Source organism: Actinomycetota bacterium (genome assembly GCA_014360645.1).
Lineage (GTDB): Bacteria > Actinomycetota > Geothermincolia > Geothermincolales > RBG-13-55-18 > Solincola_B.
The window spans coordinates 204879-223335 of record JACIXD010000003.1; the positions used below are offsets into that span (position 1 = coordinate 204879).

At 67.2% G+C, this 18457-nt stretch carries 17 protein-coding genes; 12 read left to right on the forward strand and 5 right to left on the reverse strand.

What is annotated here, in order from left to right:
- Window positions 1-65: 65 nt before the first annotated feature.
- The gene (locus H5T74_03880; protein ID MBC7229515.1) at window positions 66-272 is read right to left on the reverse strand and encodes a DUF2892 domain-containing protein; all 207 of its coding nucleotides are present in this window, start codon (window positions 270-272) and stop codon (window positions 66-68) included.
- A 460-nt stretch (window positions 273-732) separates the two neighbouring features.
- On the opposite strand from H5T74_03880, the gene H5T74_03885 reads away from it, so the two are divergent.
- Window positions 733-1908: a tetratricopeptide repeat protein gene (locus tag H5T74_03885; protein ID MBC7229516.1), complete on the forward strand. Its 1176-nt coding sequence runs from the start codon at window positions 733-735 to the stop codon at window positions 1906-1908.
- 51 nt (window positions 1909-1959) lie between these two features.
- Here H5T74_03885 and H5T74_03890 read toward each other — a convergent pair whose 3' ends face one another.
- On the reverse strand, window positions 1960-2748 hold the full coding sequence (locus H5T74_03890; GenBank protein ID MBC7229517.1) for an enoyl-CoA hydratase: 789 nt from the start codon (window positions 2746-2748) through the stop codon (window positions 1960-1962).
- A 413-nt stretch (window positions 2749-3161) separates the two neighbouring features.
- On the opposite strand from H5T74_03890, the gene H5T74_03895 reads away from it, so the two are divergent.
- A complete protein-coding gene (locus H5T74_03895) occupies window positions 3162-3434 on the forward strand; it encodes a hypothetical protein (protein MBC7229518.1) in 273 nt (90 codons plus the stop codon).
- A 519-nt stretch (window positions 3435-3953) separates the two neighbouring features.
- On the opposite strand, the gene H5T74_03900 is transcribed toward H5T74_03895, so the two are convergent.
- Both H5T74_03900 and H5T74_03905 read right to left on the reverse strand, forming a co-directional pair.
- Window positions 3954-5669: a TIGR04190 family B12-binding domain/radical SAM domain protein gene (locus H5T74_03900; protein MBC7229519.1), complete on the reverse strand. Its 1716-nt coding sequence runs from the start codon at window positions 5667-5669 to the stop codon at window positions 3954-3956.
- Between the two features lie 196 nt (window positions 5670-5865).
- On the reverse strand, window positions 5866-6318 hold the full coding sequence (locus H5T74_03905) for a MerR family transcriptional regulator (GenBank protein MBC7229520.1): 453 nt from the start codon (window positions 6316-6318) through the stop codon (window positions 5866-5868).
- Between the two features lie 407 nt (window positions 6319-6725).
- Between H5T74_03905 and H5T74_03910 the strand changes: the two genes are divergently transcribed.
- Complete coding sequence (locus H5T74_03910; GenBank protein MBC7229521.1) at window positions 6726-8042, forward strand: DUF1015 domain-containing protein; 1317 nt, start codon at window positions 6726-6728, stop codon at window positions 8040-8042.
- Window positions 8043-8288: 246 nt separating this feature from the next.
- Window positions 8289-9143, forward strand: a complete 855-nt coding sequence (locus H5T74_03915) for a MerR family transcriptional regulator (protein MBC7229522.1) — start codon at window positions 8289-8291, stop codon at window positions 9141-9143.
- 287 nt (window positions 9144-9430) lie between these two features.
- On the opposite strand, the gene H5T74_03920 is transcribed toward H5T74_03915, so the two are convergent.
- Window positions 9431-9925, reverse strand: coding sequence for a hypothetical protein (locus tag H5T74_03920; GenBank protein ID MBC7229523.1), 495 nt, complete (start codon window positions 9923-9925; stop codon window positions 9431-9433).
- 363 nt (window positions 9926-10288) lie between these two features.
- On the opposite strand from H5T74_03920, the gene H5T74_03925 reads away from it, so the two are divergent.
- The 8 genes from H5T74_03925 (at window position 10289) to H5T74_03960 (ending at window position 18449) form a co-directional block, all read left to right on the forward strand.
- Window positions 10289-10621, forward strand: a complete 333-nt coding sequence (locus tag H5T74_03925; protein MBC7229524.1) for a (2Fe-2S)-binding protein — start codon at window positions 10289-10291, stop codon at window positions 10619-10621.
- 23 nt (window positions 10622-10644) lie between these two features.
- Complete coding sequence (locus tag H5T74_03930; protein ID MBC7229525.1) at window positions 10645-11691, forward strand: FAD-dependent oxidoreductase; 1047 nt, start codon at window positions 10645-10647, stop codon at window positions 11689-11691.
- On the forward strand, window positions 11682-12467 hold the full coding sequence (locus H5T74_03935) for a (2Fe-2S)-binding protein (protein MBC7229526.1): 786 nt from the start codon (window positions 11682-11684) through the stop codon (window positions 12465-12467). Before H5T74_03930 ends, H5T74_03935 begins: the two co-directional genes overlap by 10 nt.
- On the forward strand, window positions 12460-13632 hold the full coding sequence (locus tag H5T74_03940) for an FAD-binding oxidoreductase (protein ID MBC7229527.1): 1173 nt from the start codon (window positions 12460-12462) through the stop codon (window positions 13630-13632). The genes H5T74_03935 and H5T74_03940 overlap by 8 nt, the downstream gene beginning before the upstream one ends.
- A gap of 170 nt (window positions 13633-13802) precedes the next feature.
- The gene (locus H5T74_03945; protein MBC7229528.1) at window positions 13803-15317 is read left to right on the forward strand and encodes a B12-binding domain-containing radical SAM protein; all 1515 of its coding nucleotides are present in this window, start codon (window positions 13803-13805) and stop codon (window positions 15315-15317) included.
- Window positions 15318-16363: 1046 nt separating this feature from the next.
- Complete coding sequence (locus tag H5T74_03950; GenBank protein MBC7229529.1) at window positions 16364-16954, forward strand: tetratricopeptide repeat protein; 591 nt, start codon at window positions 16364-16366, stop codon at window positions 16952-16954.
- Window positions 16942-17730: an HAD-IIA family hydrolase gene (locus H5T74_03955; protein ID MBC7229530.1), complete on the forward strand. Its 789-nt coding sequence runs from the start codon at window positions 16942-16944 to the stop codon at window positions 17728-17730. The genes H5T74_03950 and H5T74_03955 overlap by 13 nt, the downstream gene beginning before the upstream one ends.
- Window positions 17727-18449 carry a class I SAM-dependent methyltransferase gene (locus H5T74_03960; protein MBC7229531.1) on the forward strand — a complete coding sequence of 241 codons (723 nt, stop codon included), beginning with the start codon at window positions 17727-17729 and terminating at the stop codon, window positions 18447-18449. The genes H5T74_03955 and H5T74_03960 overlap by 4 nt, the downstream gene beginning before the upstream one ends.
- Window positions 18450-18457: the final 8 nt, after the last annotated feature.

Here is an 18457-nt window from a genome sequence, read left to right on the forward strand (position 1 = left end):
GATGGGGCGGGTGAGGCGGCCGGGGCGGGGCTGCTTCCCCGGCTTCTCCTCGTTCCCGGGCCGCCTTAGATTGGCTTGCCCACGGTATTGACCTTCAGGAGCTGGTAGAGGGGGCAGTAGCCGGAGGCCACCGAGGAGATGAGCAACCCGGCATTGAGGGCCGCTATCACCGCCGGCTTACCCGGCCTGTTCCACGCCAGCGAGAGGAGGCCCAATGCCAGGGCCGCCCTTGCCAACCTGTCGAGGGTGCCCACGTTCTGCTGCATCACCATCACCTCCGAGAGAAGATCTCCGCGCCCCTCGCCGGGGGCGCACGGCGCCGCGAACAGCTATGGCTCGAGGGTAACGCCGTGTCCCCGGGAGGTCAACGACCCGGAGACACTTGCCCCGCGTCGATGCGGCTCCGCCCGCCCTGTGCCGATGGGAGGTTACAATATCCGCCTTCCCCGCACCGCCGCGGTGCGGCGGCCAGTGTTCCCGCGCAGCGATGAGCGGCGGGATCCGGGGCCGCCGAGTTGCAGGGAGCATCCCGTGCGCGGCCTCGACCCCAGGGCCTGCGGACGGCCGCCGCCCGTCTGCTAGAATGGGGGAGAAGGCGAGTCGGGATGTGACCCGTGACCCTCGCGCCGTCCAAGCAGGGAAAGAGGCCGCGGTATCTCTTAGGGGGCAGTCGGGTCACGGTGCGGGAGATGAGGTGCGATGCGGGAGGGTATAAAGTCTTCGGAAGGGCGGATGAGGGCGGCCCTCTTCCAGTTCGCCACCAACGCCACGGGCAAGGTCGCAGCGGTCTTCGAGCACCTCCTCGCGCTGTACCTCATGCACGGCCTGGAGCATGCGGCACATATGCAGGTGATCGACCTGCTCCCTCCCGCCCGCGAGGGGGAGGTCCTCTCCCTGGTCGGCGCGCATCGCGTCGAGGAGGTGAGGGAGGCGGCGCGGAGGGTCTCCGCCGATATCTGCCTCTGGGGGGAGCTGCGCTTCGGCCCGGAGGGCAGGCCCCGGGTGAACGAGGTGAGGGTCACCCTCATGATGGCCGCGTCGGGCGATGACGGCGAGGCACGGAGCGCCGGCTTTCATTATTCCGGCCTGCGCGGGGACGTGAGGAGCGGAGAGCTGGAGCTCGACCTCCCCGCCCTGGAGGATCTGGTGGAGGAGATGATCCGTGAGGTGGCCGGTTTCGCGGGCCTGGAAGAGGACTGCCTGGACCCGGCCAGGATAGGGGAGGGCCTGCCCCGCTCGGACGGCGCGGCGGTGTATTTCATCTACGCCCTGCGCATGGTCACCGACCCCGCCATGAAGTTGAGGCTCTACCTCAAGGCCATCGCCGCGGATCCCTATTTCCCCCTCGCCTATACCAATGCCGCCCAGCTCCTCCTGGGAGAGGGGAGGCACGGGGAGGCGCTCAAGCTGCTCCTCAGGGCGGAGTCGCGCCTCAAGGGCAGCGAGTTCGAGCCGGACGTCCTCAACCTCGCCGGCGTGGCCACCCTGCACATGGGCATGTGGGAAGACGCGGTGAAGCTTTGGCTGAAGGCCCTGGAGCTGTGTCCGGACCACGTGGAGACGCTCTGCAACCTCGCCGCCGCTTATGCCATGCGCGAGCTCTACGATGAGGCCGAGGGGTGCTACCGCGCCGCCCTCTCCTGGAGAGAGGATTATCCCCTGGCATGGTTCTCGCTGGGAAGGCTGCAGGCCCGCCGGGGCATGCACGAGGAGGCGGAGGCCTCCATGCGCCGCTACATCGAGCTCTGCCCCGGAGACCCCTGGGCTTATTACGTCCTCGGGACCAGCCTATCCCGGCAGGGGCGCGAGGCGGAGGCGGAGTTCTCCCTGGCGAAGGCGGCGCAGCTCGACCCCGACGGGGAGGCCGGCGCCCTGGCCAGGCGGGAACTTGACGAGCTCAGGCGCTGACGCCGCATCACCCGCCCGGGCGAGGGGGAGCTACCCGCGGCCACCCCGCGCTCAACGGCCCTTGAAACGCGGAGGGCGTTTTTCCGCCAGCGCCTGGATGGCCTCCCGGTGGTCCTCCGACACCAGGCACAGGGTCTGGGCGATGGCCTCGAACTCCAGGGCCGTCTCCGGATCCGAGTCCCAGCAGCGGTTAATGACCTGCTTGGCCAGGGCGATGCCGAGGATGGGCCCCTCCGCCAGCCGGCGGGCGAGCTTCAGCGCCTCCGGGAGCACCTGCTCCTTGGGGTACACGTGCTCCACCATGCCGATGCGGTAGGCCTCCGCGGCGTCTATGGTGTCGCCGGTGAGGATGAGCTCCTTGGCGTAGCCGTTGCCCACCAGCCGCGCCAGGCGCTTGCAGGCGCCGAGGTCCGGGATGATGCCGAACTTGATCTCCATGAGGTTGAACTTGGCATCCTCGGAGGCGATGCGGATGTCGCAGGCCAGCATGATCTCCATGGCCCCCCCGAAGGCGAGGCCGTTGACGGCGGCGATGACGGGCTTGTCCATCATCTCGTAGGCGAGGTAGGTGCCCTGGACCTCCTTGAGGAAGGAGTGTATCTGCAGGGCTGAGAGCTGCATGAGTCCCATGAAGCTCCCCAGGTCCAGCCCGCTGGAGAAGGACTTGCCCGCTCCGGTCAACACCACCGCCCGCACCTCGGGGTCGTTCTGCAGCTCCTTGGCGGCCACCCCCAGCTCCGCGAACATGGTCTGGTTCATGGCGTTGTGGGTCTCGGGCCGGTTCAGGGTGAGGACGGCCACGCCGTCCTCTTTCTCGATCTTTATCGCCTCGTAATCCATGCAAGCCCTCCCTCTTTCTCAAGGCCGGCTCCCTTTGGCGGCCCCGCCTTCCCGGAACGGATCGCCCCCGTTTTTCTGAGCGGCTCATGGGGCGATGTCGGTCACCAGTAGATTATCCCACCGCTACCGGGATTCGGCAAAGCAGGCTGCCTGGTTCGCGAGGACCCTGCCCACCCGCCTCCAAGCGTTCTTCCTGCGCGCTCTCCAGTGTTTACCGCCGCCCGTCACGTGCACCCGCCCCCAACGGCTCTTGCGGCAACCCGTCCTCCAGGGTATCGGATACCTCGTCTTCCTCCGCCGACCTCTGGAAGGGCCGGGTGGTCGTGGCGCGGAGATCGCCCCTGGAGGAGGCGAGTCCGCCGGCGCTTTGCCGGAACGCGTGCTCCCGCGCTTGCTATAATGATGTAACGGAGGTGAGCGATTTGCCCGTTTACGAGTACAGGTGCACGGGATGCGGATGCAGCTTCGACCTCATCCAGCCCGTGGACGCGGAGCGCGTGGCCGACTGTGAGCGCTGCGGGGCGCAGGCCAAGAGGGTTTTCAGCCCGCGCATTGCCATCCGCTACGAGGGCTGGGGATTCAACGCCACCGATAAGCTCCTGCCAGAGAGCAGCCGTGTGAAGAGGGACTTCAAGCAGCTGCGCGAGAAGGCGGAGCAGATCATGGACGAGGACTTCACGCCCTGAAAGCCGGCCTCCCGCGGTCAAAGAGGCGAACGAGGGGGAGAACATGCCCCAGCGGCCTACATCCTCTCCGGGCCGCGGCTCCGTGACCTCGGACGGACTGTGGCTGTATCCATCCCATGAGGATGCGGAGGAGGTCGAAGCGGCGGGACCTGCTCCCCGTCACCGGCCGGGCGTCTTCGTCGGCATCGGCCGAGGCCTCGAATCCGCGGACCTGGAGGAACGCCGTCTTTCCTGCGGGAGCTGGGTTTTACAGGGCTCTTTGGCGGAGGAAAAGCCCGTGCGCCTTCTGAGTGACCTCACATGGGCAGGTCTTATATCCATCCCATGAGGATGCGGAGGAGGTCGAAGCGGCGGGACCTGCTCCCCGTCACCGGCCGGGCGTCTTCGTCGGCATCGGCCGAGGCCTCGAATCCGCGGACCTGGAGGAACGCCGTCTTTCCTGCGGGAGCTGGGTTTTACAGGGCTCTTTGGCGGAGGAAAAGCCCGTGCGCCTTCTGAGTGACCTCACACGGGCAGGTCTTATATCCATCCCATGAGGATGCGGAGGAGGTTGAAGCGGCGGAACCTGCTCCCCGTCACCGGCCAGGTGAGCTCCTCCTTGGGGAGACGCAGTTCCCGGAATAGCTTCCCGGCCTCGCGCCGGAGCTTCTCCAGCTCCGCACGGCGCAGGGCGGCGTCCTCGATGGCCAGCACGTCGTCCACCAGCTTGAGCAGGGAGATGGTATCGCGGATGCGTCGGTCGTTGCGCGCGGCGAAGGAGGGCGACACGAGCCCGTTGTTCTCCTTGATGGCGTTGAGGGTAAGGAGGGCTTCGTAGGTGACGTCCACGATCTCCTGCCGCGACATCCACCGCGTCTCGTATCCCAGCATGTCTCGCCAGTGCGGGGAGAGGGAGGCATGGGCGAATTCCTCCAGTGTGCGGTGGATGATGCGGTAACCGTAACGCTCCGGATGGCGGTGGTAGGCGCATTCGGGGTCGATGAAGGGGGCGAGGGGGCCGATGCAGGGATTGACGCGGGGTCCGAAGCGGCGCAGGAGCTCCCCGCAGTATTCCACCGTCTCCATCACCGAGTCGCGGTCCTGGCCGGGAAGCCCGATCATGAAGAAGACGTCGAACTTGTCGCACCCTCCCTCCAGGGCCCAGGTGATACAGCGCTCCAGCTCCTCGTTGCCGTAGGGTTTGCCGATGACCTCGCGAATATCCTCGTCGTGGGTCTCTGGGGAGATCTGGAAGTCGAAGTTGTCGAAGCTAGAGGCCACGCGCTCGAAGTAGTCCCGGGGCGCGGGGGAGAAGAGCTCCAGCACGAGGTGGTTCCTGAGATCCACGTGGCTTAGCAGCTCCAGGGTCCGCAGGGCGTATTCGGTCCCCCCCTGCAGGAGGTCCCCGACCACGAAGATGGGTGCGGTGGTGAACCTGCTTATCAGCTCCACGTCGTAGGCGATGCGCTCCGGCGAGCGGAAGGCGGGACGCTCCCTGCCGCAGAGGCGGAGGAGCGCGCTGCGCGAGCCGCCGCAGAAGGCGCATTCACGCGTGCAGCCGCGGCAGGTCAGCACCATGGTGACGGGATAGCGCCACCAGTTCCAGAAGGCGCGCAGGCTCTTCCAGTCGCCGTATTTCAGCGCCGACCTGATCATGTACCGGTAGTTGTCTCCCAGATATTCGAGGCTGGCGGGAAGGTAGGAGAGAGGGTTCTCGATAACCGTTCCTCCCGGGCCCCGGAAGGTGAGATTGGGGATATCCGATACCGTGCCCCCTCCCTTGATGGCCTCCATGAGGCGAAGGAGAGGCTCTTCGGTGGAATCGCCCCTGAGCACGTAGTCCACGAAGGGATAGGAGACGAGCTCGCGGTGAAAATAGGTCGCGGAGTACCCGCCCATGATCACCGGTCTGGAGGGGTGGATCTCCTTGACCAGGCGAGCGACCTCCAGCGCTCCCTGGGAGTGGGTTAGCCAGTGCAGGTCTATGCCGAAGGCGGCGGGCTCGAGGCGCGAGAGGAAGCGCGGCACGTCGAAGCGGTGGTCCTCGAGCATGCGCTGCGCGAGGTTGACCACCCGCACGTTGATGCCGCGGCGCTCGAGATATTCTCCCAGATAGGTGAACCCTATGGGGTAGAGCTCGAAGACCGGCGTGGAGGGGACGAGGTCGCTGATGGGTCCGGGGACGATGGTGAGGCGGCGGAAGTCGTACACGCTGGGGGGATGCAGGAGAACGAGATCCGGCCTGGAAAAGAGCATCGTCCCACCTCGGTCCCACCTCGCCTGTCATGACGGTCAAGGAGAATGATAGACGCCGGGCTCCCCGCAGGCAAGGCGGGAACCCGGGCACGGACTGGGGCCGCCAGTCATGCGAGATGCTTGCCTTGACGCAAGGCGCCGCGACGGCGGCGCGACGCGTAGCGGCGCGGGGAAGAGTCGGCCCGCACCCGCGCCCTCAGGCCATGAGCCGGCAGAGAAAGTCCTCGCGGTCCCTGGCCATCTCCAGCAGGCGTGCGGAGAGCTCCTCGGCGATCCCGTCCACCGCGATGCAGAAGGCCACCTGCCCTCTGCGCAGGGTGTCCAGGATGCTGGATGCATCCTCGCAGATCTCGAAGATGGTGGATCCGTCCGTCACCAGCTTACACCCGGCGAGGGGACGCGAGCAGTCGGTGTGCTCGCGCAGGTATTGGAGGGTCTTGCGTATCTTCTGCAGCGATATGCCCCTCTGCTGCATGGCGACGATGGTCCGGAGCTCCACCAGGTTGCGGAAGTCGTAACGGTCTCTCCTGGCTCCTCCGGGAGAGAACTCCACCTCCGCAGGCTGCATGATCCCGGTCTTCTTCCAATAGCGCAACTGTCGCCGGGAACATCCGGACAGGCAGGCGGCCTGCTCCGAGTTAAAGGTCATGCGGGCCTCCCCAGGGCGTAAGATCGTGCAGTGAACACCGAGTGGTACGAGGATTTGCTCCGCTATCGGCAGGTCTATTTTTATAACAACCCGGCGCGTGCCGCAAGGGCATGACGAAAAAAAGTCGCGCTCGATTCCAGACACCCGCTCCGGGGTCGACACGGCGGCCTCGCCCCCGTGGGGCCGCCCTCGCGGGGAGCGGCGTTCAGCGCACCGATCGTGGCGCGGACATGCGGCGGCGGGCGCCACGCTGCCGCATCGGGAGGCCGGGGTGATGGCGGTGAAAAGTTGCGCAGGCGAGAATGGCAGTGCCGCGCCGCGCGTATACAAGGGGTCGCGCTTTGGATATAATGTTCAGACAAATAAGAGCTCCCTCACCTCATATGGTAGATTATGGGAGGTAAGGTTTGTCGTTTGACAGCATCAGGCCGCTGCGCGGGACCCTTTACCGGCGCGAGGTGGTGGGCGACATGGCGCGGGTCATCGCCCCCCCTTATGACGTCATCGGCGAGGAGGAGCAGAAGGTCCTGCTCGCGCGCTCTCCTTACAACATCGTCAGGCTGATCCTTCCCCTGCCGGGAGGGGCACCGGAATTCTGGGACCAGGCCGCCGCCCTCTTCTCCAGCTGGAAGCGGGAGGGGGTGCTCGGTTTGGACGATGGTCCGGGCGTATATGTCTACCGTCAGACCTTCGCGCATCCCGCCTCGGGGACTTTGAGCCGTACCGGCCTGCTTGCCGCCGTGAGGTGCACGGACCTGGAGAGCGGGATGGTCCTTCCCCACGAAAGGACCTTTCCGCGCACCCGCTCGCAGCGTCTTAGCCTGCTGCGCGCGTGCAGGGCGAACTTCAGCCAGGTGTTCATGGTCTTCCGCGACCCCGCTGGGGAGGTCCTGGAGCTCATCGAACGGGCGGTCTCCGCCGAGCCATTTCTCGCGTTCCGCGACTGCGAGGGGATGGAACATGAGCTTTGGAGGATGGGGTACGGCGCGGGCGCGGAGGAGATCTGCCGCCGCCTGGAGGGAAGAAGGCTGATCATCGCGGACGGACACCATCGCTACGAGACCGCCCTCGCCTACGCACGCGAGGACTCCGCGGCTTACGCGGCCGGGCACCCACGCGCATTCGTCTCCGCGGTGCTCTTCCGTTCCGAGGACCCCGGATTGCTCATCCTGCCGGTGCACAGGGTGCTGAGGCGCCTGCCCCTTCCCGCCCGGGAGACGGTCCGCAGACTCGACGGGATGTTCGAGGTGGAGAGGGTCGACGACGGAGAATGGAGGACGGGGAAAGGGATGCCGGGCGGCGCAGGTGCCGAGACGGAGGGCGGCAGGCCTGTCTTTCATATGCTCACGCGGGAGGGAGCATGGAGGCTGGTGCTCCGGGAGGGGGTGGAGGCGGCCGCGCGGCCGGAAGAGGGCAGCAGCGCCAGATGGAGGCGCCTGGATGTCAGCCTCCTGCATTCTCTGGTGTTCGGGGAGGCCCTGGGCATGGAGGCGGGGGAGCTGGCCGAAAAAGGAGAGCTCTTCTTCACCCCCTGGGAGGAGGAGGTGGCCGCCGCCCTGGAGGGGGGCGCGGCGGAGGCGGCATTCATGCTGCGCGCCACCAGCATGGAGGAGATCTGGGAGATCGCGGAGGGCGGGGAGCGCATGCCCCACAAGAGCTCCTATTTTCACCCCAAGCTGCCCTCGGGGCTGGTGGTCTACGACCACGAGACGGCCTTCCCTTGAGGAAAGCCCAAGGGGCCGCAGGCCGTGAACGGAGGCCCTCGGGCGCGATTTCGGAGACGGGGGTCCCGGGACGCGGATACCGCTGCAGACCGGGGGCGGCACATCTTGGGCAGGCGAAGGCAGTGGGATCGGCGTATTCCTTTTCCACTAGTGTTAACCTATACTTAACATATGTCTGAGAAGCCGGGAGGGAGAAGAGCGAAGAAAAGGGGGCCCGCGAGGGGAAACCTGCTGAAGGTCTCCCAGGTGGCGCGGGCCACCGGGGTCTCCACCTCTGCGATCAACTATTACGTGCGCATCGGGCTGCTGCCTCCGCCGGTGAAAACACATAAGAACATGGCCTACTACGACCCCTCCTATATCCAGATGATCAACTACATCCGGCGCCTGCAGGTGCAGAGACATCTTCCGCTGGAGAAGATCAGGGAGATAATGGCCGCCAAGGTGAAGATCTGGCGCGAGGTGGGCGCGGAGCCGGGGCGTCTGGTGGGAGAGATGTTCGGCGATGAAAGAGGAGAGCAGGAAGGTGGGGTCGAGGACGCGCGCCGCAGGATCATGCGCGCCGCGAGCAGGCTCTTCTCCGGCAAGGGATACTACGATACCACCCAGGAGGACATCATCGACCTGGCGGGGGTATCCCTGGGGGAGTTTCACCAGCATTACTCGGGCAAGGAAGACCTCCTGCTGGACCTGGCGGAGGAGGGAGTGCGCGAATTCCGCAAGCGGGTCTCGGAGGAGATAGCGGCGGTCCCGGACATGCTGGAGCGCATACGCATCGCCATCCCCGTGGCCTTCCAGGTTATCGTGGAGAACCGCGAGATATACACCCTCTATCTCGAGGATTCCGTGCTCTCCGATACCCCCTACGAGCGCAAGCTCTCCCAGATCATGACCCTCATCACCAATGACCTGAGGGTCACCCTCAGCCGGGGGATCAAGGAGGGTTCCATCAGGAAGCTGCACCCGGACATCGTGGCCTATGCCATCATCGGGCAACTGGTGAGGCTGGCGAACTACTGGATGGAAGACCCTCTGAAGCACAACATGGAGGAGATAACCAGGGAGGCGGTGGAGTTCGTCACCCGCGCGCTTAAGCCGTGACCTACTGTCTCTGTAACCCCGGCCACCGGATCGCCCTGCCTGCATGGATCGCATGGTCCTCGTACGCCGCGCCGCCCGGCCAGGCCCGCTCAGGGGTCATCCCTACACGGTCAGAGGAACGGCGGGAAGCCCCCGGTCCTTTTATGTGATATGGCGCCCGCTTCCCGCGCGGGCATGGGCCGGAAGACGCGGCTGCCTGCCCGTACACAGCGGTCCTCACGGCGGGACAGGGTGATGCGTGATGCCGGTGTAAAGAGAGGGAAAAGCCCGCCGGGCATGGTGAGGGATCAGGAAAGGCGGCGTATCACCCACTCGCAGTGACCGTCTCCGCGCGGCAGCGAACGCGTGATCTCGAAACCCAGGCTCGGGTCCACCGCCTGCAGCCAGTCGCGGAAGATGGTGTTGTCCACGAACTCGCAGGGGACGTGCTTCTCGCGGCCGGAACGCGAGAGGTTGTCCCACCAGGAGCATCTGCGCACGCGGAAGACTATGGATTCCCCGTCCAACTCCCCCTCGCACTCCGTTCCGTCCACGCGGCACAAGGTCTCCATGAGGAAGTTGACCGTCGCGAGGTCCACGGGCCCGCCATCCCCTATGGCCAGACCCTTCATGCGCGCCAGTCTCTTCATGAGCACCCTGCCGTAGGCCTTCCACACCTCGAGGTCGAGCTCCAGGGCCGCCTGGAACCCGTAACGCTTCTCGACCTCCATGAACCACAGACCGTCTATGGCGGTCAGGGCGCCCAGGCGCAGCTTCTCTAGCTCCTCCCCATCTATCTCCACCGTTTACCTCCCGCGGACTTGAGGGCCGAGGACAGCCCGCGTCCCCGGCACCATACGCTTTTCCTTCCTACGGGGACATGATAGCACTCCTCTCCGCCGCGCGGGCGGAGAGGGCGGGAGCGGCGTTTTGACATGGGGCGTTGTGCTCAGCGCCTCTTCCGTGGATCGGCGGTGTTGCCCGGGGTAAGGAGGGTCGCGGGAACGGCGAGAGAGCAGGGAAGGCGGGGCGACGCGTCCGTGCCGCACCGCGCCGGGTTTATAATAATTACGGCGCGGACCCCGAGCCGCGCCGCGGCGGATGGTTCACCGCGTGGCGGGACCGCGGGCAGGTCGTATCATCCTCGGGTGAGCGGGAAGAAGGAGATGAGGAACGAGGCGAGCTTCGGCGCGGGCAGGGTCGGACATCACCCGGTGCTGGAGACATTCAGCGGAGGACGCGAGGTGGTCATCTTCCTTGACGGTGAGCCGGTGGCGGCGAGGGAGGGCGAGCCGGTGGCAGCGGCCCTCTACGCCGCGGGCATGCGGACGATGCGCCGCGCGAGGCGCGGAGGCGAGCCCCGGGGTCCCTTCTGCATGATCGGCCGCTGCACGGAATGCTGCATGACCGTGGACGGGGTCTCCAACGTGCGCACCTGCCGCACCCCGGTGAGGGAGGGCATGCGCGTCGAGACGCAACGGGGGGAGCCAAGGAGTTGAGCCTGCCCGTGGAGGAACGGGAGATGGCGGTGGTGGGGTGCGGGCCCGCGGGCATGTGCGCCGCCTCGGTGGCTGCCGCAGCGGGTGTGGAGGTGGTGCTGCTGGACGAGAACGACCGCCCCGGAGGGCAGCTCACCAAGCAGATACACCGTTTCTTCGGCTCTCGGCGGCACGGAGCCGGGAGACGCGGCTTCGAGATCGCCGCGGAGCTGGCCCGGGAGTGCGAGGAGGCGGGGGTGGAGATGCGGCTGTCCTCCACCGTCCTGGGATTCTTTCCCAGCGGAGACCTGATGGTGGAGGGAGGCGAGGGGGTGTACCTGATGCGGGCTCGCGCCGTGGTGGTGGCCACGGGCGCCTCGGAGAAGAGTCTGGCCTTCCCCGGGTGGACCCTCCCGGGGGTGATGGGGGCGGGAGCGGCGCAGACCCTGGTCAACCTCCACGGCGTCCTTCCGGGCGGGAGGGTGCTCATGGTGGGAGCGGGCAACGTCGGCCTCATCGTGAGCTACCAGTTGCTGCAGGCGGGCGCGGAGGTGGTGGGGATACTCGACGTATCCGAGCGTGCGGGAGGATACGAGGTACACCAGCGGCGCGTGCGCAGGGAAGGGGTGCCTTTCTACCTCGGACACAGGGTGCTCGAGGCTCGGGGCGAGGAGGGTGTGGAGGAGGTGTTGTTCGAGAAGGTGGGGGGAGGGGGAAGGAAGACGGTAAGGGCGGACGCCGTCTGCCTTGCGGTGGGCCTCTCTCCCCTGGTGGAGCTGGCGGCGATGCGCGGATGCGGGATGGATTACCGCCGGGAGCTGGGCGGTTTCTTGCCCCGGCACGACGGGGACATGCGCACCGACCAGCGCGGCGTGTACGTCGCAGGCGACGCGGCGGGGGTGGAGGAGGCCTCCGTGGCCATGGAGGAGGGAAGGATGGCCGGGATCTCCGCCGCCGAGGACCTCGGCAGGCTGGATAGCGATGAGGCGGAGAAGGCCAGGGAAGAGGTACGCCGCTACCTGCGGGCCCTGCGGGGCGGCAGGTACGGAGAGGCGAAGCGAGCGGCGAAGGAGGACATGCATTGCGCGTGAGCGGGATGTCGCCCGGCGGGGACGACGCCTGGTCGCTCTCCTGGGAGAGGGCGGCCTCGGGGCCGGTGGCGGTGGTGGACTGCCGCGAGGAGATCCCCTGCGATCCCTGCGAGGAGGCATGCGCCAGGGGGGCCATCATGGTGGGCGAGGAGATATGCGCGCCCCCGCGTTTCGATCCCCGGCGCTGTGACGGATGCGGCAGGTGCGTGGCCCTGTGCCCGGGCATGGCCATCTTCCTCCTCGACCGTTCCGGGGGGGACGGGCGGGCGAGGGTCACCGTCCCCTACGAGATGGGCGGGGAGATAGGCGCGGGCCGCGAGATGTGGGCCGTGGACGGGGATGGGAATCCCCTCGGGAGGTGCGAGGTGGTGGGCGTGCGAAGGGTGGGCGGCCGCACGGGGACCTCCCTGGTCACGGTGGAGGTGGAGGAAGGCCGGGCGCTAAAGGTCAGGGGCGTGAGAGACCGACTAATCCCATGGGAGGCGCGGCCTGCGCCGGACGAGGAGCCGCGGGGAGGCGAATGTCTCCTCTGCCGCTGCGAGGAGGTGAGCGGCTCACGCGTGCGGGAGGAGGCGTCATGGCTCGCCTCTCTGCGTTCCCTGCGGCGCCTTACGCGCGCGGGACTGGGGTACTGCCAGGGCAGGTTCTGCCAGGACCTGGTGCGGGAGGAGCTGTCCCGGGCGCGGGGGTTCGATGAGGGCGCCGCGGGGACCTTCCGGTCGCGGCCGCCGGTGAGGCCGGTGAAGCTGGGAAAATTAGGGGGAGAAGATGCCTGAGGTGATGAGCTCGGAAGTGGTGGTCATCGGAGGCGGGGTGATCGGCGCCGCCATAGCCTATTACCTGTGCAAGGAAGGCGCCGAGGTGATGATCGTGGAGGAGGAGGACCTGGCGAGCGGGGCCTCCGGCGCCTGCGACGGGTTCGTCTCCCTGCAGACCAAGCAGCCGGGCGCGCACCTGGAGCTGGCGCGCGAGAGCGCGGCGCTCTTCTCGTACCTGGCCGAGGATCTCGACGACGACATCGAATACAATCCCTGCGGGGGCATGATGCTGGCGACCACGCAGGAACAGCTGAAGGAGCTGAAGGCGAGGGCCAAGAAACTGCAGGCCGCGGGGCTGGAGGTGGAGATGCTCACCCCCTCGGACCTGAAGTCGCGTCTTCCGGAGGTGGGCGGGGACATAAAGGGGGCCTCCTACTGCGCCCAGGACGCCCAGGTGAACCCCATAGCCCTCACCCTGGGGCTCGCGCGCAAGGCCCAGGAGATGGGGGCCACCATCCTCCAGGGCACGAGGGTGGAGAACATCGTGGTCACCAACAACCGCGTGCGCGAGGTGCACACCAGCCGCGGGAGCATCCACTCCCGGCGCGTGGTCTGCGCGGCGGGGAGGGGTTCCAACCAGATCGGGAAGATGATCATCGTGGACATCCCGGTGATGCCGCAGCGCGGCCAGATACTGGTGACCGAGGCCAGGGAGCGCATGCTGGACGTGATCCTCTACGGGGCGGAATATCTCGGGACCAAGGGGAACATCGCCGAGCTCATGCCCCGGGACGAGGAGGCGGTGAAGCTGGGTCTGGGCTTCACGGCGGAGCAGACCGCCAGCGGCAACTTCCTCCTGGGAAGCACGCGCGAGTTCGCGGGTGCGGACGCCAGCACCACCCCTGAGGCCATGAACGCCATCGCCAGGAACGCCATGTACTACCTACCCTGGATAAAGGAGCTGGACGTCATCCGCTCCTTCGCCGGGCTGCGACCGTATTCTCCCGACGGCCTTCCCATCCTGGGGACGGTGAAGGGAGTGCGGGGGTTCTTCATCGCCACGGGGCACTCCGGGGACGGCATCTGCCTGGCTCCCGTAACCGGCAAGCTCCTCAGCGAGCTGGTGCTGGACGGCGAGACCAGCCTGGATATCGAGCCCTTCTCCCTCTACCGCTTCAAGTGAGCGAAGCGGCCAGGATCACCTGCTGTCATGGTGAAGCGGCCCGGTCGGCCCGGGCCTGAGGGAAAAGATACCGGGGCATTTCCCTTTAAACCGGTAAGGTCTGCGGTTATGGTTGCGTCGCCGGGGGTCATCTATAATCGTAATAAACACCGACCCGCGAGGAGGGAGGCTTGAAGGTACTGTTCGTCTATCCCGATTACAAGGTGAACGTGGATCCCCATGACGGACGCATGCTGGGGGTGGAGGAGGGCGGCTGGTACATGGAGGGTATCGCCAGCCTCTCCGCGGTCCTCAAGCGGGCCGGGCACGAGGTCTCCCTCTATCACCTCACCGCTCCCGCGGCCAGGGAGACCTTCCAGGCGGAGCTGCGGCGCGAGGCGCCGGACCTGCTGGGGTTCGTGACCATGACCCGCGAGTACCCGCAGGTGAAGGAGTACGTGCTGTGGGCCAGGGACGCCGTGGAGGCCCCGGTGATCTGCGGCAGCTACCATCCCACCACCCTCCCCGAGGAGGTCATCGCCACCGAGGGGGTGGACATGTTGTGTCGGGGCGAGGGAGAGGCGGCGGTCCTGGAGCTGGTGCGGAGGATGGACGCGGGCGAGGACTACCGGGACGTGGAGAGCATCTGGGTGCGTGACGGCGGGACCGTGCACCGCAACCCCGTTCGGCCCCTCATCGAGGATATCGACACCCTCCCCCTGCCCGACTTCGGGGTGTTCGATTTCCGCAAGCTGCTGTCCACGCGGATCAACACCGGCGTGGTCATCCTCTCCCGCGGGTGCCCATACAGCTGCACCTACTGCTCCAACAAGAGGATGCGCGACATATATCCCAACAAGAACCGCTATTCCCGCTTCCACAGCCCCGAGTACAGCATCGAATACCTGAAGAAGCTGCTGGCCACCTACCCCCGCATCGAGTACCTGAACTTCCGCGACGATATCCTGCCCTGGAAGGGGGGTTGGCTGGAGCGCTTCACCGAGCTCTACCGCAGGGAGATAGCCCTTCCCTTCATCTGCAACTACCGCGCCAACCTGGTCACGCCGGAGATCGTGCGCATGCTGCGCCGCGCGGGGTGCTACCAGATGTTCTTCGGGGTGGAGAGCGGAAACGACTATATCCGCAACCAGGTGCTGAACCGCCACATGAGCCGGGAGAAGATAGAGCAGGCCTTCGAGGCCTGCAGGGAGGCGGGGATCAAGACCGTGGCCTACAACATGGTGGGGCTTCCCTACGAGGACAAGTCCCGGATCCTGGACACCATCAAGCTCAACGCCCGCATAAAGGCGGACCATTCCCTGAGCCCGGTCTATTATCCCTACCCCGACACCCCCCTTTTCGAAACCGCGGTGCGCGAGGGGTGGGTGCCGCCGGCGTACGACTACCGCGAGGACCGCTTCGTAGACCAGCCCACTCTCCCGCGGGAACAGCTCTACTTCGCTCGCTACTACTTCCGCCCCTTCGTGAGAATCTACCGCGGGCTGGAGCGGCTGCCCGCCTTCCTGGGGCGGAGGTTGGAGAAGGCGGTGGACGCGCTGTTCGTGAGCCCCCGCCTCCCCCACCGGACCCTGGTGAGGGCGGCGAGGGCGAGCGAGAGGGCGCGGGAGGGCGCAAAGGAGTTCCTGCGCCGGCGCTTCCCGGACCTCTTCCTCTGGATAAGGGACCACGTGCGGGGAGTGAGGTGAGGATGACGGAGGCCCGGCCGGCGTTGGCGGGACGCGCGAGGAAAGAGGCGCCGCAGGCCGCTGAAGGGCGGCGGAGAGGCTCCGATGGGAGCGGGGGGGCGAGGGATGGCGGAATGCGTTAGCTGCGGAAGGGAGATCCCCCAGGGCAGGCTGTTCTGCGACCAGTGTTACGCCCGCATGAAGGGAAGGATGGGTCCGCGCAGGAAAGGCGAGGTCCCGCCCGAGGCGGGGGCCGCGGCGAGCCCCCACTACCGTTCCTCCGCATCCGCGCCGGGGGGAGAGGCGGCGCCGGATAACATCTCCGTGCTGGGGGAAGGCAGAGCGTCCGGGTCGGCGGGGGCGAGGGCCGTTCTCACCCCACCCGCGCAGAAAAAGGTGGTATCCATGCGACCGCTGGCGGAAAAGGGAGCCGGGGAGAAGGGTAGAGCCGCGAAGAAGTTCACCATCACCATCACCTTCAGCGAAAAGACCTACGAGCGCATCTCGCGCATGAAGCGCAGGCTGAAGGGGGAGGGCAGAAAAAAAGGGAAGGAGAAGCCCTCGGGGACGGCGGTGACGCCCATGCCCCGGGAGGGAAGAAAACGGGGAAAGAGGGGCCCCTACGGAAGGCCGGCGCTGCGGGCGGTGGACGGCACGGGCGTGCCGGGCGGCGGGGGGCGAAAAGGCCCGGCGGGCATGCTCCTCCACCGCGCGCGTCCCTGGGACTGGGGAGACCGCTTCGCCGTGGCCACTGCCACCTGCGGGGCGGCTGCGGTGGCGGTCTTTTCCTTCCTGGCTTGGGTAAGGGTGAGATGGGTCTCCCAGGGGGGAGGCGCCCTTCAGGAGGTGGGGGTGAGGGGCGTGGACCTGGGAGGGCCGGTGTATGCGGCGATGGCGCTGGCGGTCCTGGCGTGGTGCTTTATGGCCGCCGCCCTCATCCTGGGAGGAGAGAGGCTTAAGGTGGATTTCGGGGTGGTGCTGCTGCTGGCGGGCCTGGTGATCATCCCCCTGGTGTTCGTGGCCCTGTCCGGAAACAGCGGCGTATACAACGCTGCCATGAAGGCGGCGTGGAGGAAAAACCTGGCAATACCCGCGGAGGCGGCCGGGTACGAGAGGCACGCCGTCTGGCCTTCCTATCTCATGGTCTTGGGCGGCCTCGCCGTGTCCTTCGCGGGCCTGGTCCGGCTCTCGGAGCGCGGACCGAAAGCGGCGGACAGAGGGGCCGCCGGAGGCGAAGGGGGGTCTTGATGGAAGAGGCGTATCGCCTGCTCTCCGAGGCGAGGGCCATGCTGGATGAGCACAGACACCTGGACGCCGCCCCCCTGCTGGAGAGGGCGAAAGCACTGGAGCCCGGCAGGGGGTCCATCGTGGAGGCGCTGGGAATCGCCTACTACAACAGCGGGCGCCACGAGCTGGCCATGCGGGAGTTCGAGGAGGCCCTGGAGATCGATCCCACCAACCATTTCGCACGCTACGGGCTGAGCCGCTGCCTGAGCAGCGCGGGCCGGCTGCAGCATGCCATCGGCCAGGTTAAGCTGGCCATGGCCATGGCCCCGGAGGTGGAGCTGTACGGCAGCGCCCTCGCCCGCTACCAGCGGGAGCTGGGACGTCAGGCCCGTGGCCGGGAAGAGGAGCGGGGGACGGGGTGGCGGCCATAGAACCTTACCGGGCCATATTCATGGACATGGACGGCGTGGTGTACCTAGACCGCGAGCCCATCCCCGACGCCGTGGAGTTCATAGCCGCGGCGCGTGCCGCGGGAAAGCGCCTGCTCTTCCTAACCAACAACTCCCGCCTCTCCCGCCGCCAGTACCGCGACAAGCTGGCCGGGATGGGTATAGCGGCAGAGGAGGATGAGATCCTCACCTCCGCCACCGCCACGGCGGATTTTCTCGCCGAGAACTACCGCATGGAGGGAAAGAGCGCATATTTCCTAGGTGGTCCGGGGCTGCAGGAGGAGCTAGGCCGGACCGGGCTCGCCCTGCCGACGGGGGAGGAGGGCAGGCACGCCGACTTCGTGGTGGTGGGATGGGACACGGAGCTCACCTATGACAAGCTGCGCATCGCCTGCCTAGCGCTGCACGCCGGAGCCGTCTTCGTGGGCACCAACGCAGATGCCACCTATCCCGCCCCGGACGGTCTCTGGCCCGGCGCGGGCTCCATCCTGGCGGCGCTGGAGAGGGCGGCGGGAAGAGAGGCCTTGGTGGTGGGCAAGCCCAACCCCTTTATGATGGAGATGGCCCTGGGACGGGCGGGGAGCCGCGCGGACGAGACCCTCATCATCGGGGACCGCCTGGAGACGGACGTGCTGGGCGGGTGGAGGGCGGGCCTCGACACCTGCCTGGTGCTCACGGGGGTGTCCAGGAGAGAGGACCTGGAGGGCTTCACCCCCCGGCCGGACATGGTGGTGGAGAGCCTGCGGGAGCTGTTGTGAGACGCGAGGGGGCGCGGGAGTGGACGCGGGGGCTCTACCGCCGGTGGCTGCCGCCGGGCCCCGATGCCCATACCACCTACCTGCATCTGGCCCGCGTGCACTGTCCCCTCGGGGGACGGGTGGTGGACCTGGGATGTGGGGAGGAGGACTATCTGGCGGAGCTGGAGGAGGTGGCGGGCGAGCTCGTGGGTGTGGATGCGAGGCCGGTGGCAGGCCGTTACGGGCGCTATCTCCAGGCGGACCTGGAGGGCGAGCTGCCCCTGGAGCCGGGAAGCGTGGACCTGGCGGCCTGCAAGTTCCTCCTCGAGCACCTGGAGGACCCCGTGCGGTTCATGCGCGCCGTGCGCGAGGCGCTGGTCCCCGGGGGGAGGTTACTCGTCCTCACCGCCAACGTCCTCTATTATCCCTACGCCGCGAACTTCGTCCTCTCCAGGCTGCTGTCCCAGGAGGCGCGCATGCGCCTGGTGGGGCGCGTGAGCGGGAGGCGGCCCGGGGAGATATTCCCGGTACGCTACCGCTGCAACACGCCCGGAGCCCTGCGCGCGGCCATGGAGGGTGCGGGGTACGAGGTGCAGCACCTGCGCACCTATCCGGATTACCTGGTGAGCGCGGTGAACCGTCCCCTGGGGGCGATGGCGGTGGCCTACGAGAAGGCCGTCGCGCTGCTCGGCCTGGAGGGGGCGGGAGGTTTCATGGTGGCCATGGGAGGCCGGCGGTGAGGGGGGGC

Bases quoted from the DNA above. Each gene is read 5' to 3' on its own strand.
- H5T74_03940 (MBC7229527.1), top strand. From the start codon at position 12,460: ATGCCTGAGGTGATGAGCTCGGAAGTGGTGGTCATCGGAGGCGGGGTG.
- H5T74_03890 (MBC7229517.1), bottom strand. From the start codon at position 2,748: ATGGATTACGAGGCGATAAAGATCGAGAAAGAGGACGGCGTGGCCGTC.
- H5T74_03885 (MBC7229516.1), top strand. From the start codon at position 733: ATGAGGGCGGCCCTCTTCCAGTTCGCCACCAACGCCACGGGCAAGGTC.
- H5T74_03930 (MBC7229525.1), top strand. From the start codon at position 10,645: ATGGCGGTGGTGGGGTGCGGGCCCGCGGGCATGTGCGCCGCCTCGGTG.
- H5T74_03880 (MBC7229515.1), bottom strand. From the start codon at position 272: ATGGTGATGCAGCAGAACGTGGGCACCCTCGACAGGTTGGCAAGGGCG.
- H5T74_03900 (MBC7229519.1), bottom strand. From the start codon at position 5,669: ATGCTCTTTTCCAGGCCGGATCTCGTTCTCCTGCATCCCCCCAGCGTG.
- H5T74_03925 (MBC7229524.1), top strand. From the start codon at position 10,289: ATGAGGAACGAGGCGAGCTTCGGCGCGGGCAGGGTCGGACATCACCCG.
- H5T74_03905 (MBC7229520.1), bottom strand. From the start codon at position 6,318: ATGACCTTTAACTCGGAGCAGGCCGCCTGCCTGTCCGGATGTTCCCGG.